This is a genomic window from Streptomyces sp. NPDC058375 (assembly GCF_042723425.1).
GTDB lineage: Bacteria > Actinomycetota > Actinomycetes > Streptomycetales > Streptomycetaceae > Streptomyces > Streptomyces durocortorensis.
The window spans coordinates 15,520-29,931 of record NZ_JBHXJG010000002.1; the positions used below are offsets into that span (position 1 = coordinate 15,520).

14 protein-coding genes are annotated in these 14,412 nt (G+C 71.8%); 6 read left to right on the plus strand and 8 right to left on the minus strand.

Features of this window, described 5'->3' with window-relative positions; all coding sequences use genetic code 11:
- The first annotated feature begins 55 nt into the window (after positions 1-55).
- Positions 56-1,513: an aldehyde dehydrogenase family protein gene (locus ACFWM7_RS00690; protein ID WP_383253431.1), complete on the plus strand. Its 1,458-nt coding sequence runs from the start codon at positions 56-58 to the stop codon at positions 1,511-1,513.
- Between the two features lie 19 nt (positions 1,514-1,532).
- On the opposite strand, the gene ACFWM7_RS00695 is transcribed toward ACFWM7_RS00690, so the two are convergent.
- Positions 1,533-2,534 carry a GlxA family transcriptional regulator gene (locus ACFWM7_RS00695; RefSeq protein WP_383253433.1) on the minus strand — a complete coding sequence of 334 codons (1,002 nt, stop codon included), beginning with the start codon at positions 2,532-2,534 and terminating at the stop codon, positions 1,533-1,535.
- Between the two features lie 64 nt (positions 2,535-2,598).
- On the opposite strand from ACFWM7_RS00695, the gene ACFWM7_RS00700 reads away from it, so the two are divergent.
- The 4 genes from ACFWM7_RS00700 to ACFWM7_RS00715 all read left to right on the plus strand — a co-directional run bounded on the left by ACFWM7_RS00700 (position 2,599) and on the right by ACFWM7_RS00715 (position 6,481).
- Entirely contained in the window at positions 2,599-3,921 is a 1,323-nt protein-coding gene (locus ACFWM7_RS00700; protein WP_383253435.1) for an MFS transporter, read from the plus strand.
- 17 nt (positions 3,922-3,938) lie between these two features.
- On the plus strand, positions 3,939-4,580 hold the full coding sequence (locus ACFWM7_RS00705; RefSeq protein WP_383253438.1) for a PadR family transcriptional regulator: 642 nt from the start codon (positions 3,939-3,941) through the stop codon (positions 4,578-4,580).
- A gap of 96 nt (positions 4,581-4,676) precedes the next feature.
- Positions 4,677-5,642 carry an ATP-binding cassette domain-containing protein gene (locus ACFWM7_RS00710; protein ID WP_383253439.1) on the plus strand — a complete coding sequence of 322 codons (966 nt, stop codon included), beginning with the start codon at positions 4,677-4,679 and terminating at the stop codon, positions 5,640-5,642.
- Entirely contained in the window at positions 5,639-6,481 is an 843-nt protein-coding gene (locus ACFWM7_RS00715) for an ABC transporter permease (protein WP_383253440.1), read from the plus strand. Before ACFWM7_RS00710 ends, ACFWM7_RS00715 begins: the two co-directional genes overlap by 4 nt.
- On the opposite strand, the gene ACFWM7_RS00720 is transcribed toward ACFWM7_RS00715, so the two are convergent.
- The 5 genes from ACFWM7_RS00720 to ACFWM7_RS00740 form a co-directional block, all read right to left on the minus strand.
- On the minus strand, positions 6,471-6,707 hold the full coding sequence (locus ACFWM7_RS00720; protein ID WP_383253442.1) for a hypothetical protein: 237 nt from the start codon (positions 6,705-6,707) through the stop codon (positions 6,471-6,473). The two genes, ACFWM7_RS00715 and ACFWM7_RS00720, sit on opposite strands and share 11 nt — an antisense overlap.
- 111 nt (positions 6,708-6,818) lie before the next feature.
- Entirely contained in the window at positions 6,819-8,246 is a 1,428-nt protein-coding gene (locus ACFWM7_RS00725; RefSeq protein WP_383253444.1) for a glutamate decarboxylase, read from the minus strand.
- A gap of 57 nt (positions 8,247-8,303) precedes the next feature.
- Positions 8,304-8,927 (minus strand): NAD(P)H:quinone oxidoreductase, encoded by a 624-nt coding sequence (gene wrbA / locus ACFWM7_RS00730; RefSeq protein ID WP_383253445.1) that lies wholly within the window; start codon positions 8,925-8,927, stop codon positions 8,304-8,306.
- A gap of 334 nt (positions 8,928-9,261) precedes the next feature.
- Positions 9,262-10,554 (minus strand): ion channel protein, encoded by a 1,293-nt coding sequence (locus tag ACFWM7_RS00735; RefSeq protein ID WP_383253447.1) that lies wholly within the window; start codon positions 10,552-10,554, stop codon positions 9,262-9,264.
- A gap of 62 nt (positions 10,555-10,616) precedes the next feature.
- Entirely contained in the window at positions 10,617-10,982 is a 366-nt protein-coding gene (locus tag ACFWM7_RS00740) for a YbjQ family protein (RefSeq protein WP_010063720.1), read from the minus strand.
- 152 nt (positions 10,983-11,134) lie between these two features.
- On the opposite strand from ACFWM7_RS00740, the gene ACFWM7_RS00745 reads away from it, so the two are divergent.
- Positions 11,135-11,857, plus strand: coding sequence for a DedA family protein (locus ACFWM7_RS00745; RefSeq protein WP_383253449.1), 723 nt, complete (start codon positions 11,135-11,137; stop codon positions 11,855-11,857).
- A gap of 83 nt (positions 11,858-11,940) precedes the next feature.
- On the opposite strand, the gene ACFWM7_RS00750 is transcribed toward ACFWM7_RS00745, so the two are convergent.
- Together ACFWM7_RS00750 and ACFWM7_RS00755 are read right to left on the minus strand one after the other, a co-directional pair.
- Positions 11,941-13,644: a threonine/serine exporter ThrE family protein gene (locus ACFWM7_RS00750; RefSeq protein ID WP_383253451.1), complete on the minus strand. Its 1,704-nt coding sequence runs from the start codon at positions 13,642-13,644 to the stop codon at positions 11,941-11,943.
- Between the two features lie 200 nt (positions 13,645-13,844).
- Positions 13,845-14,339, minus strand: coding sequence for an inorganic diphosphatase (locus ACFWM7_RS00755; protein ID WP_018959738.1), 495 nt, complete (start codon positions 14,337-14,339; stop codon positions 13,845-13,847).
- Positions 14,340-14,412 lie beyond the last annotated feature (73 nt).

The window sequence follows — 14,412 nt, forward strand, 5'->3', positions numbered from 1 at the left end:
CTCGTTACGATGACGTCGCATCAGGAGTCTGCGAACGCCTGCAGTAAGGGATTGCATGTCCTTCTTCCATGAACTGGCCCACCAGTACATCGACGGCGAGTGGCTGACCGGCAGCGGCTCGTGGGACATCATCGATTTCAATCCCTACAACGGTGAGAAACTCGCCGCCGTCACCGTGGCCACCGCGCTGGAGGTCGACCGGGCCTACCGGGCCGCCGAACGGGCGCAGCAGGAGTGGGCCGCGGTCAATCCCTACGAGCGGCGCGCCGTCCTCGAACGCGCGCTCCGCATCACGGGCGAGCGCGCCGAGGAGATCGCCGAGGCGATCATCGACGAACTGGGCGGCACCCGGGGGCGGGCCCGGTACGAGGTCCGCGCGGCGACGGAGTTCCTGCGGGAGGCGATCCGCCAGGCGCTGCGGCCCACCGGGCGGCTGCTGCCCGCCGTGGGGGACGGCCGGGAGAACCGGCTCTACCGGCTGCCGGTCGGCGTCGTCGGGGTCATCAGCGCCTTCAACTTCCCTTTCCTGGTGACGATGAAATCCGTCGCGCCCGCACTCGCGCTCGGCAACGCGGTTGTCGTGAAACCCCACCAGAACGCCCCGGTCGTCGGCGGCGGTCTGGTGGCGAAGATATTCGAGGACGCGGGGCTGCCCGCCGGGCTGCTCAACGTCGTCATCACCGACAGCGCCGAGATCGGTGACGCGTTCATCGAGCACCCCGTGCCGAAGGTCATCTCGTTCACCGGCTCCGACCGGGTCGGCCGGCACATCGCCGCCACCGCGGCCGGCGCCTTCAAGCGGACCATCCTCGAACTGAGCGGCAACAGCGCCCTGGTGGTGCTGGAGGACGCCGATCTCGACCACGCCGTCCGGGCGGCCGTCTTCAGCCGCTTCCTGCACCAGGGCCAGGTCAGCACGGCGGCCAACCGGATCCTGGTGGACCGGTCGGTGGCCGATGAGTTCACCGAGCGGTTCACCGCCGAGGTGGCCGCCCTGCCGACCGGCGACCCGAGGGATCCGGAGACCCGGATCGGGCCGGTCATCAACGCCTTCCAGGCCGACGCGCTGGACGCCCTCGTCGACCGGGCGGTCGCGGACGGCGCGACAGCCCTCGTCCGGGGCCGGACGGTCGGCAACGTCGTCGGTCCGACCGTCCTCACCGGCCTCGCGGAGGACTCCCCGCTGCTTCAGCAGGAGATCCTCGGCCCGGTGGCCCTGCTGATGACGTTCGACGGCGAGGAGGAGGCCGTACGGATCGTCAACGACGGCCCGTACGGTCTCAGCGGCGCGGTCCACACCCGGGACGCGGAGCGCGGCGTGAAGTTCGCACAGCGCATCGTCAGCGGCATGTTCCACGTCAACGACTCCACCGTGCAGGACGATCCGCTGGTCGCGTTCGGCGGCGAGAAGACGTCCGGGATGGGGCGGCGAGACGGCGAGGCCGTGGTGGAGGCGTTCACCACGCAGAAGTGGATGTCGATCCAGCACGGCCGGTCAATCTTCCCGTTCTGACGGCCGCCCTCGCGTCGCCTCAGTTCCCCGGCCCCCGGAACGTGGTGCGGTAGGCGCTCGGCGAGACGCCCAGCGCCGCATGGAAGTGCTGGCGCAGATTGGCCGCCGTACCGAGTCCGGCGCGGGCGGCCACCTGCTCCACAGGTGTGTCCGACTCCTCCAGCAACTCCCGGGCCAGCTCGATACGTTGCCGGGTCAGCCAGGCCATGGGCGTCAGGCCGACCTCCTCCCGGAACCGCCGGGTGAAGTGCCGTACGCTCATCGACTCCCTGGCCGCCAACTGCCCCAGCGTGATGGGGTCCTGGAGCCGCCGCAGCGCCCAGTCGCGGGCCGCCGAGGTCCCCGGGGCCGACCGCCCCGGCACCGGCCGCCTGATGTACTGCACCTGGCCGCCCTCGCGGTGCGGCGGCACGACCGTGCGCCGGGCCACGTCGTTCGCGACGGCCGTCCCGTGGTCGCACCGGATCATGTGCAGGCACAGGTCGATGCCGGCGGCGCAGCCCGCCGAGGTCAGGACGGACCCCCCGTCGGTGTAGAGCACGTCCGGGTCCAGCGCGACGTGGGGGAAGAGCCGCCCGAACAGCTCCGTGTACCGCCAGTGGGTGGTGGCCGGGTGCCCGTCGAGGAGCCCGGCCGAGGCCAGCACGAACGCGCCGGTGCAGATCGACGCCACCCGGACGCCGGGCCGGATCAGCGCGAGCGCCTCCGCCAGCGGGGCCGGGAGCGCGGGCGTCTCCTGGACGTAGTCCTCGTACGACGACAGCACGATCACCGTGTCGGCCTCGGCCAGCGCCTCGGGTCCGTGTGCGACGGCCACGGTGAAATCGCCGTCCGTGCGCACGTCACCGGGCGTCGGGGAGCAGGTGGCCACCTCGTACAGCGGCTCGCCGTCCGCCGACGCCCCCTGCCGGGCCTGGCCGAAGAGCTGATGGACGATGCCCAGCTCGATGGGGAGCAGGACCTCGCGGGCGAGCACGGCGACGCGGTGCCGACCGGGGTGGGTGAAAACCGTCATGGCCATATTCTTGCGCACCTGGTCCATCGGGCCACTCGTGCGGGCGGCCCCCGCTCGCCAGGCTGCTCGTATGGCTTCTTCGACCTCGACCTCGTACGTACCGTCGATGCGCCGCCCGCCCCGTATCCACCGCGCGTGGCTGATGGCAGCCGTCGCGGGCGCGGCCATCGTCACGGCGGGCGCGTTCACCACCGTGCCCGGCCTGCTGGTGACGCCCCTGCACCAGGAGTACGGATGGGAGCGCGGGCAGATCGCGCTCGCCGCCTCGGTGAACATGGTGCTCTTCGGCCTCACCGCCCCGTTCGCGGCGGCGCTGATGGACCGGATCGGGGTCCGCCGGGTGGTGCTGGGCGCGCTGCTGCTGGTCGCGGCGGGGGCGCTGCTCACCGGCGTGATGACGCGGCCGTGGCAGCTGGTCGCGTACTGGGGGGTGCTGATCGGCCTCGGCAGCGGCTGCCTGACCATGACGTTCGCCGCCGGGGTCACCGCCCGCTGGTTCGACCGGCGGCGCTCCCTGGTGACCGGTGCGCTCAGCTCCTCCAGCCACCTGGGCCAGTTGCTCTTCCTGCCCCTGCTGGCCTGGTCCGTCGGCCGCCACGGCTGGCGTCCCCCGGTGGTGACGCTGGCGCTCGTGGCCCTGGCGGTGGCCCCCCTGGTGTTCCTGCTGCTGCGTGACCACCCGGCCGACGCGGGCGTAAAGCCGTACGGGGGACGGGAGTTCGTCCCGAGGCCGCCGCAGCCGTCCGGGGCGGCGGGGCGCACGCTGAAGGTGCTCCTGCGGGCGGCGCGCACCGGCCCGTTCTGGCTGCTGGCCGGGGCGTTCGCGCTCTGCGGGGCGTCCACCAACGGCATCATGTGGTCCAACTGGGCGCCCGCCGCGCACGATCACGGCATGCGGGCCACGGCGGCGGCCTCGCTGCTGTCCCTGATCGGGATCTTCTCCGCTCTCGGCGCGCTGCTGGCCGGCTGGCTGACCGACCGGTTCGACCCGCGCCGCGTGCTGACCGTCTGCTTCGCCGTCCGCGCGCTGACCCTCCTGGCTCTGCCCCTGGTGTTCGCCTCCACGGTCACGGCCCCGATGCTGCTGTTCGTGGCTGTCTACGGACTCGTCGACGTGGCGACCGTGCCGCCCGTCATCGAGCTGACCCGCCGCGTGTACGGGGAGGACGGCCCCATCGTCTTCGGCTGGACGAACGCCGCCCACCAACTGGGCGCGGGCGCCTCGGCGTTCCTCGGCGCCACCGCGCGGGACGTGTTCGGCACGTACGACGTGGTGTGGGCCGCGCTGGCGGCCGGATGCCTCGTCGCGGCGCTGCTGGCCCCGGCCGTACGGATGCGAGGGCACACCTGCCGCCCGGACGCAAACGGGCGGGGCTACCCTAGTCAAAGTTGAATACGAAGAGGAGTGCCATGTCCGCGATCCGGCTGCTGGTCCTCGGCGCCGTGCGCATGCACGGCCGCGCGCACGGCTACCAGGTCCGCAACGACCTGGAGTACTGGGGCGCGCACGAGTGGTCCAACGCCAAGCCCGGGTCGATCTACCACGCCCTGAAGCAGATGGCGAAGCAGGGACTGCTCCGCGCGCACGAGACGGCTCCCTCGACGGTCGGCGGCCCGCCGCGCACCGAGTACGAGGTCACCGACGAGGGCCTGGAGGAGTACCGCACCCTCCTGCGGGACGCCATCCGCTCCTACGACCAGGGCATGGACGTCCTCTCGGCGGCGGTCGGCTTCATCGTCGACCTGCCCCGCGAGGAGGCGGTCGCGCTGCTCAAGGAGCGGGTCGAGGCCATGAAGGGGTGGCGGGACGGGGTCACCGAGTACTACACGCCCGAGGACGGCCCCGAATCCCTCGGCCACATCGGCGAGATCATGAACCTGTGGGTGCATTCGGCCGACGCCGGCGCGGAGTGGACCCGGGGCCTGATCGAGCGCATCGAGGGCGGCGCGTACACCTTCGCGGGCGAGGGCGACCCGTTCATCGGCGTGCTCGCCGAAGGTGAGGAAAACCCCTACGCCACCGGTGTGCCCGACCCCGGGGACCACGACTAATCAAGTTTGACGAATGCCGTCGACGGGTTTATCTTCGCTCTTCTAGTCAAGTTTGATTAGAAGGGGTTGCGAAGGCGTGGAAGGGCGGCGGGGAACGTGACCGAAGCGATCGTGATGGACGGTGTGCACAAGCGGTACGGGGAGAAGCGCGCCCTGGACGGACTGGACCTGGCCGTCGCCGGCGGCACCGTGCACGGAGTCCTCGGCCCCAACGGGGCGGGCAAGACCACCGCCGTACGGATCATGTCGACGCTGCTGCGCCACGACGCGGGCCGGGTGACCGTCTCCGGCCTCGACGTCCGTGAGCGGGCGGGCGAGGTGCGGCGCAGGATCGGGCTGCTCGGGCAGCACGCGGCGGTGGACGAACAGCTCGGCGGGCGGCAGAACCTGGAGATGTTCGGGCGGCTGTACCACCTGGGCGCACGCCGGGCGGGCAGCCGGGCGGACGAGCTGCTTGAGCGGTTCGGCCTCGCGGACACCGGCCGCAAGGCCGTGAAGCAGTACAGCGGCGGCATGCGCAGGCGGCTGGACCTGGCCGCGTCGCTGATCACGGATCCGGACGTGCTGTTCCTGGACGAGCCGACGACCGGCCTCGACCCGCGCGGCCGGACCGAGGTGTGGGACGCGGTGCGGTCCCTGGTCGGCGGCGGCACCACCGTCCTGCTGACCACCCAGTATCTGGAGGAGGCGGACCAGCTGGCCGACCGGATCTCCCTGATCGACCACGGCCGGGCGGTCGCCGAGGGCACCCCCGACGAGCTGAAGGCCCGCGTCGGCGGCGACCGGATCGATGTCGTCCTGCGCGACGCGGCCCGGCTGGTGGAGGCGGCCGCCCTGCTCGGCGGCGAGGACCTGACGCTCGACCCCGACCGGCGGCTGATCGGCGCGCCCGCCCCGGACCGGATGGCGGCCCTGACCCGGACGGTACGGCTGCTGGCGGAGGCGGGCATCGAGGCGGAGGACATCGCGGTGCGCCGCCCGACCCTGGACGAGGTGTTCCTGTCCCTGACCGGACAGGGCGCGGAAGAACGGCGTACGGAGAACGCGGAGGTGGCGGCATGAGCGCGGCGACGACGACGGCGATCCCCGGACAGGGCGGCAGCGAGCGCGGGGCGCCCTTCCGGCTCGGCTGGGCGCTGGCCGACTCCTGGACGATGACCCGCCGCGAACTGGCGCACTGGGCCCGGCAGCCCGTCGCGGTCCTCGTCAACCTGGCGTTCCCGGTGATGCTGCTCCTGATGTTCACCTATCTGGTGGGCGGCGGCCGGGGCGTGGACGGCGACCCCACCGACTTCCTGGTTCCCGGGATGCTCGCGCTGACCATGGCCTTCGGCCTGGAGGCCACGATGCTCGCGGTCACCCAGGACCTCGGCAAAGGCGTCATCGACCGCTTCCGCTCGATGCCGATGGTCCCCGGCGCGGTGCTGGTCGGCCGCAGCGCGGCGGACATGCTCCAGTCGGTGGTCTCGCTCGCGGTGATGACCGGGGTGGGTTACGCGGTCGGCTGGCGCTGGCACAACGGGGCGGCGGCCGCGCTGGGGGCGGTGGGGCTGCTGCTCCTGCTGCGGTTCGCGATGCTCTGGGTCGGCATCCACCTCGCCATGGTCGCGGAGCGGCCGGAGATGGTCTCGGCGGTCCAGATCCTGGTCTGGCCGGTCGGCTTCCTCTCCAACGTGTTCGCCACCCCCGAGTCGATGCCGGGCTGGCTGGGCGCGGTGGTCGAGTGGAACCCCATGTCCGCGACCGCCACCGCCGTACGGGACCTGTTCGGCAACCCCGGCGGCGCGACCGGCTCCTGGGCCGCCGAACACGCCCAAATTCTCGCGGTGCTCTGGCCGCTGGCCATCATCGCGGTGTTCTTCCCGCTGGCGGTACGGAGGTTCGCGCGGCTCAGCAGGTAGCGGCCGGCCGGCGGGGCAGGCCCTGGTCGGTGTACGTCTGGCCCGGGCCGCTACGGACCGCGGCCCGGGCCAGGTCGTCGACGGTCCGCCACTGGTTGGTGATGTTCTTGGTGCAGGACCGGCTGTCCAGGGCCGACGCCGTGGGCGCGGTGCCGAGCACGGCGACGGCGACCGCGTCCGAGGCGGCGGCGAACCCCTGGCGCGGGCACAGGGGTTCATGCTGCACGGGAGAGCTTGGTCGTACCGTGCCGAGCTTTTTCGGGTGCCCTTCGAGCGTATTCCGAGCGCTCCTCGGGCGTCCTTCGGGCGTCCTTCGCGGACACGGCCCGGTGGCGCCCTAGTGGTGAAAGGCCGTCTGGGCCGACCGGTCATGGCTCAACGGATGCTTCTGCGCCCGCAGTTCGGGCAGCAGCGTCTTCAGGTCCTCGACCAGCAGCTCGGCCAGGTCGGAGGAGAACCCGTTGCGGCACACCACCCGCAGCACCGACAGGTCCTGCCGGTTGGCGGGGAAGGTGTACGCGGGCACCAGCCAGCCCCGCTCCCGCAGCCGGCGCGACACGTCGAACACGTCGTACGCGTGGACGTCGGCGGTCGTCGTGAACGCGAACACCGGCAACTCGTCGCCCCGGGTGAGCAATCGGAAGTCCCCGAGGTCCTCCACCGCACGCGCCAGTGAGCAGGCCACGTCCCGGGAGGCCTGCTGGACCGCCCGGTATCCGTCGTGCCCGAGGCGCAGGAACGTGTAGTACTGCGCGACCACCTGCGCCCCGGGCCGGGAGAAGTTCAGCGCGAACGTCGGCATGTCGCCGCCCAGGTAGTTGACCCGGAAGACCAGCTCCTCCGGCAGATCGTCCGCCGTACGCCACAGCGCCCAGCCGACCCCCGGGTAGACGAGGCCGTACTTGTGCCCGGAGGTGTTGATCGACGACACCCTCGGCAGCCGGAAGTCCCACACCAGGTCCGGGTCGAGGAAGGGCGCCACCATCGCGCCGGACGCCCCGTCCACATGGACCGGGATGTCGAGGCCCGTGCGCTCCTGGAGGGCGTCCAGGGCCGCGCAGAGGTCGGCGATCGGCTCGTAGGACCCGTCGAAGGTGGAGCCGAGGACGCCGACGACCCCGATGGTGTTCTCGTCGCACAGCTCGGCGGCGGCCGCCGGGTCGAGGTGGAACCGCTCGCCCTCCATCGGGACGAGCCGGGCCTCCACCTCCCAGAAGTTGCAGAACTTCTCCCAGCAGACCTGCACGTTGACACCCATCACCAGATTGGGCCGCGCCGTCGCCGGATAGCGGTCCGCGTTCCGCCTCGCCCAGCGCCGCTTCAGGGCGAGCCCCGCGAGCATGCACGCCTCGCTCGACCCGGTGGTCGAACACCCCACGGTCGCCCGCGGATCGGGCGCGTTCCACAGGTCGGCGAGCATCGCCACACAGCGCCGCTCCAGCTCGGCTGTGCGCGGGTACTCGTCCTTGTCGATCATGTTCTTGTCCCGGCACTCGCCCATCAGGACGCCGGCCTGCGGCTCCATCCAGGTGGTGACGAACGTGGCCAGGTTGAGCCGGGAGTTGCCGTCGAGCATCAGCTCGTCATGGACCAGCCGGTACGCGGTGAGCGGCGGCAGCGGCCCGTCCGGCAGCCGGTGCCGGGGCGGCGCGGTGTTCATCGCGGCCGTCGGGTCCGCCTCGCCGAAGAACGGGTTCAGGGCGAGCCTGCGCCGCTCCTCGGAGGGTTCGTCCTGCTCCGGGTGGGCACCGCGGTGGAGCGGCATGGTGGGGGAAGCCCTTCTCTCGGACGGCGGGGTCGGTGCGCGTCGCTCGGCGCGGGGTCAGTTCTCGGCGGCCAGGCCCGCCTTGATCGCCCGGGCGAACTTCACGACCCGCTCGGCCTGCACGCGGGCGGCGGTCAGGGTCTGCTCGCCGACCGGGTTGTCGCCCTGCCCGGCGACGTGGGAGGTGCCGTACGGGTTGCCGTCCACGAACTTCGTGGGGTCGGTGTACCCGGGGGTGACGAGGATCCCGCCGAAGTGGTGGATCGTGTTGTACAGCGCGAGCAGCGTGGACTCCTGGCCGCCGTGGGCCGTGGCGCTGGAGGTGAAGCCGCTGTAGACCTTGTCGGCGAGCTGCCCCGCCTGCCACATGCCGCCCAGCGTGTCGATGAACTGCTTGAGCTGGGCGGTGACGTTCCCGTACCGGGTCGGCGAACCGAAGATCACCGCGTCCGCCCACGCCATGTCGTCCGGCGAGACCTCGGGGATGTCCGCGGTCGCGCGGACGTTCTCGGCCCAGGCGGGGTTGGAGTCGATGGCCGCCTGCGGGGCCAGCTCCGCCGCCCGGCGCAGCCGCACCTGCGCCCCGGCCCGCTCCGCGTCCTCGGCCATCGCCTTCGCGATCGTGGCGACGGTGCCGGTGGAGGAGTAGTAGACGACGGCGACGTTGACGGGCGTGGGCATGGGGAGACCTCCGTCGGAACAGCTTCAGGACAAAGTGCTGCGAAAGCGCACGCAGCAGACGATACGGAGGTTCAGCGGGTCCGGCGCGCCGGACAGGGCCTTCTCCGTGACCGCGTACGCCACCGCTCGCCGCGACGGATGCGTACGCCGCTCGTTCACCGCGGCCGACGCGGACGCCGCTCGTTCACCGCGGCCGACGCGGACGCCGCTCGTTCACCGCGGCCGACGCGGACGCCGTCCCCTCACCTCATCGCGGCCGACGCGAGCGCAACCCGTTCACCGCGGCCGACGCGAGCGCAACCCGTTCACCGCGGCCGACGCGAGCGCAGCCCGTTCACCGCAGCGCCTTCCCGTCCCCGTCCAGCTGCATCTGGGCCCGCCCCGTGACCAGCAGCCAGGCGGGCAGAGTGGCCGCGCACAGCAGCGGCAGCACGGACGCGTCGCTGACCAGCACCGCCGCGGTGAACAGGCTCACCCAGCCCTGCCGGGTGACGGCGAGCAGCACGCCCAGCACCGCACAGGACACGGCGAGCGACGGCGGGACCGCGTCGACCAGGGCGTGGGCGCAGAGCCCGAGCGACACCCCCGCGAAGACCGCCGGGAAGATCCGCCCGCCCCGGAAGCCGCAGGTCGCCGCGGTCACGAGGGCGGCCATCTTCACCACGGCCATCCCCGCGAACTCCCCGGCCGACCACCCGTCCGGATCCCCCGCGATCACCTTCACCTCGTCGAGCCCCTTGAACAGGGTGAGATGGCCGCCCAGCGCACCGAGCAGCCCCAGCACCAGCCCGCCCGCCGTCAGGGCGAGCACCGGATGCCGCAGCGCCGTGAAGACCCGGTGCGCCACCGGGAACGCGTACACCGCGAGCAGCCCGAGGAGCGCGCCGGCCGAGGCGATCAGCAGGGCGGAGAGCAGATCGCCCCAGTGCGGTCCGGTGTACGCGGGGAGGGACAGGTCGAAGCTGGGCTCGGCGATCAGCGACATGGTGAGCGCCCCCGCCGTGCCGGCCGCGAGCGGGGCGAACAGCCGGTCCCAGAACGCCCCGGGGCCCGGCTGCGAGGCCAGCACCTCGGAGAGGATCAGCGCGGCGGCCACCGGGGTGCCGAAGAGGGCTCCGATCGTCCCGGCCGCCGCGAGCGCCACCCACAGCTCGCCCGGAGCGCCGGGCGCGAACCGCCGGCCGAGCCAGAAGGCCAGCGCGATGTTGGCGGCGGTGATCGGGTTCTCCGGCCCGAGGCTCACCCCGCCCGCCAGCGCCAGGACGGTCACCAGGAGCAGCCCGGGCACGATGCCGGGCCGCATCGGGGCGTCGACCAGCCCGGTGGTGGCCGGATCCGGCCCGCCGTGACCGGGTACGGCGCGCAGGACGAGCCCCACCGCGAGGCCGGTCGCCGTGAGCATCACGACCATCCACACCGAGGAGAACCGCCCCACCCCGAGCGTGTCGGGCAGGGTCTCCCAGAGCACGTCCTGGAGCCGCTCGGCCAGCAGGCTCACCCCGAGCAGGATCAGCGCGCAGACGACGCCGACGACGATCGCGGGCAGGACGAGCGGCAGCAGCCGCCGGGCCGGGGCGGCCGGAGGGTGCGGGGGAGCCGACGGGGACGCGGGGGGTTCGGGGGCCACCGGCCCACCCTAGGACGGCAAAACGGATAAACCGCCTCAAGCGGCGGCCGGCCGGCGCCGCGTCACACCTTGCTGATCACCGCCGCCGTCCCGTACGCGCAGACCTCCGTACCGACGTCCGCCGCCTCGGTCACGTCGAAGCGCATCATCAGGACCGCGTTGGCGCCTCGGGCCCGCGCCTGCTCCACGAGCCGCTCCATCGCCTGGTTACGGGTCTCGACCAGGGTCTTGGTCAGCCCCCTCAGCTCGCCGCCGATCATCGACTTCAGCCCGGCGCCGATCTGGCTGCCGAGGTGACGGGACCGGACCGTCAGCCCGAAGACCTCGCCGATGACCTGGGTCACCTGGTAGCCGGGTACGTCGTTCGTGGTGACGACCAGCACGTCCGCCTGGGCCGTCTGGCCACCGCCGAATTCCTCAATGCCCATGTTTGTGGCACCTCCTGTGATCAGCTTCGGGCCGCTTCCCAGGATGCGCATTCCCGCTGGGCGCCACTGGAACCACGGGCATCCATCGGGCGTTGATAGCTTGGGGCAGCCACAGAGCCGCCATCGCACCCATCATCCTGGAGCCCGGACCCTTGAATACGCTTGCGCTCGGACCGAGCTGGCTGGACCCGGACTATCTGCTCAACACGTTCGGGCTCCCCGGCCTGCTCCTCATCGTCTTCGCCGAGTCCGGCCTCCTGATCGGGTTCTTCCTGCCCGGCGACTCGCTGCTGTTCACCACGGGTCTGCTGGTGACCACGGGACAGCTGAAGTACCCCCTCTGGCTGGTCTGCACGCTGATCGCGGTGGCCGCGATCGTCGGCGACCAGGTGGGCTATCTCTTCGGCCGCAAGGTCGGCCCGGCCCTCTTCAAGCGCCCCGACTCCCGCCTCTTCAAGCAGGAGAACGTGGAGAAGGCCCACGAGTTCTTCGAGAAGCACGGCCCGAAGTCCCTGGTCCTGGCGCGCTTCGTGCCCATCGTGCGCACCTTCACGCCGATCATCGCGGGCGTCAGCCGGATGAACTACCGCTCTTTCATCACGTACAACATCGTCGGCGCGATCCTCTGGGGCGTCGGCGTCACCGTGCTCGGAGCCCTCCTCGGCAAGATCGACTTCGTGCACGAGCACATCGAGGTGATCCTCATCCTGATCGTGCTCATCTCCGTGGTGCCGATCGTGGTCGAGGTGCTGCGGGCCCGCAGCCAGGGCAAGAAGGCCGCCGCGGCCGAGGCGCCGGAGGGTGACGGCTCCGGCCGCCCCCCGGGCGGCAACGGCCCCTCCACCGGCCAGCGCGGCCGGCACGCCAAGCGCTGACCCCGCGCCGTACGCGAGCAGGGAAACGCCCCACCCCGAAAGCTCCGGGGTGGGGCGCTCGTGTACGTACGGTGGGCGCGGGCTCAGAACCCCCTGGTCCGCTTCGCCGCCCGGCGGCTCGCCCCGCCGATCGCCCCCGGCAGCCCCATGAACAGCCGCGAGATCTCGCTCCCCAGGTTCACCCCGATCGCGATGGCCAGCGCCGTCGCGACCGCCGTCGACAGCGAGGCCAGCCCGGTGTCCAGCTCGTTCTGCGCCACGCCCAGCAGACCGAAATACGTCGCCGAACCGGGCAGCAGCGGCCCGATCGCCGCCGTGATGTACGGCAGCGAGGAGTGGAACCGGTAGCGCGAGAACAGCTGGCCGAACAGGCCCACCAGGCCCGCCGCCACCGCCGTCGCCGCGACCGGCGAGATCCCCCCGGTCCGCGCCAGCGCCCCGAAGATGATCCAGGCCACACCGCCGTTCAAGGTGACCGCCAGCACGGTCGACCGCTCCTGCTGGAGCAGCACCGCGAAGGCCAGACTCAGCGCCATCGACGCCAGGATCTGGATCACCGGCTCGTCGTACGGCGTGAACCGGGCCTCGGGGTTGAGCTGCGCCCCCAGCTGGAGACCCAGGTACAGGACGATCAGCACGCCCGCGACGATCCCGATGAAGAAGTACATGACTTCGAGCAGCCGGGCCGAGGCGGTGATGTAGTAACCGGTCAGCCCGTCCTGAACCCCCGCCACCAGTGCCCGCCCCGGCAGCAGTGCGAACAGCCCACCGGTGATCACCGCGGAGGGGCGGACGTCCGTCGAATGGGTCAGCGTCAGCGCCACCCCCAGCGCGGCGGGCGGCATCGCGGCCACCGTGAACTGGTAGAACTCCGGCAGCCCGCGCCCGGCGCACAGCCACGCAAGACGGTCGCCGAGCATCGCGCCCGCCGCCGCCACGATGAACACCAGGAACCCACCGCCGACCAGCACGGAGGCCGAACCCGCCAGCAGTCCGGCGGCCGCCGTCAGTACCCAGCCCGGGTACGGGTGGCGGTTACGGCGGATCTCCGCGAGCCGCCGGTAGGCCTCCTCCAGCGACACCTCGGCGTCCGCGCTCGTGATGTCGTCGACCAGCCGGAACACCGCCGCCAGACGGGTGTAGTCGGTGCCCCGGCGGCGTACGGTACGGCTCGCCGTCACCGGGTCGTCGACCAGCGACGGCTGGTGCGAGATGGACAGCAGCGTGAACGTCACCGTCGGCTCGCTGCGGTCGAGCCCGTAGGACCGGGTCACCGCGAACATCGCCGCCTCGACGTCCTCCGCGCCCTCGCCGCCCGCCAGCAGCAGCTCCCCGATACGCAGCGTCAGGTCGAGGACGCGCGGAACCGCGGGCCCCGTTTCGTCGTCGGTGCGCTGGATCGACTCCGCGGCCGGGCGCTCGGTCACCGGCATCCGCAGCATCGTGCGCATCCGGTCCTGCCAGGGCGCCTCCTTGGTCAGCTTGACCATCGGAATGCCCTGCGCCGGAGTGAACGCGGGCGGCGACTGCTGCGCCTTGTACGTGCTCGGCGGGGTGAAAGCGGAACTCAGCGTGTCCGAGTTCGAGCCACCTGCGGAACCGCCCCCGGAACCCGCCTGGCCACTCGCATCGGGCTGCACTCCGGTCGGGATCGCGAACTCCGACGTCGGATGGTCCTCCTCGGGCGGTGACACCGGATGCATCGTCCCCGCGGGCGGAGCGAAAGCGCTCCGCGCCTCGTCGGACTGGGGCTTCTGGTCCTCAGGACCGCCCGATTCCGCCACCACTCGACCTCGTTCCTCCTCGACCGCATGTCCCTGGGACGTCCCTGGGAGCATGTCCCGCCGCACGTGTGCCCAGTATGGCCACGGGCATGGGCGCCGCACGCGCGGGAGTGCGGACAGCGAAACGGGCGGCACACCCGCGAGGGTGTACCGCCCGTTCGAAGACGGCCGTCCGGCTCACAAACGGAACCGGAAGAGGGACGTCAGTGCGCGCCGCCCTGCGCCTCAAGGCGCTTGTACGAGGCCTCGATCTCGGCCTCCGCCTCGGTACGGCCGACCCAGTCGGCGCCCTCGACGGACTTGCCCGGCTCCAGGTCCTTGTAGACCTCGAAGAAGTGCTGGATCTCCAGCCGGTCGAACTCCGACACGTGGTGGATGTCGCGCAGGTGCTCCACGCGCGGGTCGGACGCCGGGACGCAGAGCAGCTTGTCGTCGCCGCCCGCCTCGTCGGTCATCCGGAACATACCGATGGCGCGGCACTTGATGAGGCAACCGGGGAAGGTCGGCTCGTCCAGGATGACCAGCGCGTCCAGCGGGTCGCCGTCCTCGCCGAGGGTGTTCTCGACGAAGCCGTAGTCGGCCGGGTAGCTGGTCGAGGTGAAGAGTCGACGGTCCAGGCGGATCCGACCGGTCTCGTGGTCCACCTCGTACTTGTTCCGCGAACCCTTCGGGATCTCGATGGTGACGTCGAACTCCACGGGTGGCTCCTCCATGATCAACACATACGACTGGTGATTAAGTGTCCCCCACGCAGAAGAGTGCTCGCGAAAG

Bases quoted from the DNA above. Each gene is read 5' to 3' on its own strand.
- ACFWM7_RS00690 (WP_383253431.1), top strand. From the start codon at position 56: ATGTCCTTCTTCCATGAACTGGCCCACCAGTACATCGACGGCGAGTGG.
- ACFWM7_RS00695 (WP_383253433.1), bottom strand. From the start codon at position 2,534: ATGGCCATGACGGTTTTCACCCACCCCGGTCGGCACCGCGTCGCCGTG.
- ACFWM7_RS00700 (WP_383253435.1), top strand. From the start codon at position 2,599: ATGGCTTCTTCGACCTCGACCTCGTACGTACCGTCGATGCGCCGCCCG.
- ACFWM7_RS00705 (WP_383253438.1), top strand. From the start codon at position 3,939: ATGTCCGCGATCCGGCTGCTGGTCCTCGGCGCCGTGCGCATGCACGGC.
- ACFWM7_RS00715 (WP_383253440.1), top strand. From the start codon at position 5,639: ATGAGCGCGGCGACGACGACGGCGATCCCCGGACAGGGCGGCAGCGAG.
- ACFWM7_RS00725 (WP_383253444.1), bottom strand. From the start codon at position 8,246: ATGCCGCTCCACCGCGGTGCCCACCCGGAGCAGGACGAACCCTCCGAG.
- wrbA (WP_383253445.1), bottom strand. From the start codon at position 8,927: ATGCCCACGCCCGTCAACGTCGCCGTCGTCTACTACTCCTCCACCGGC.
- ACFWM7_RS00740 (WP_010063720.1), bottom strand. From the start codon at position 10,982: ATGGGCATTGAGGAATTCGGCGGTGGCCAGACGGCCCAGGCGGACGTG.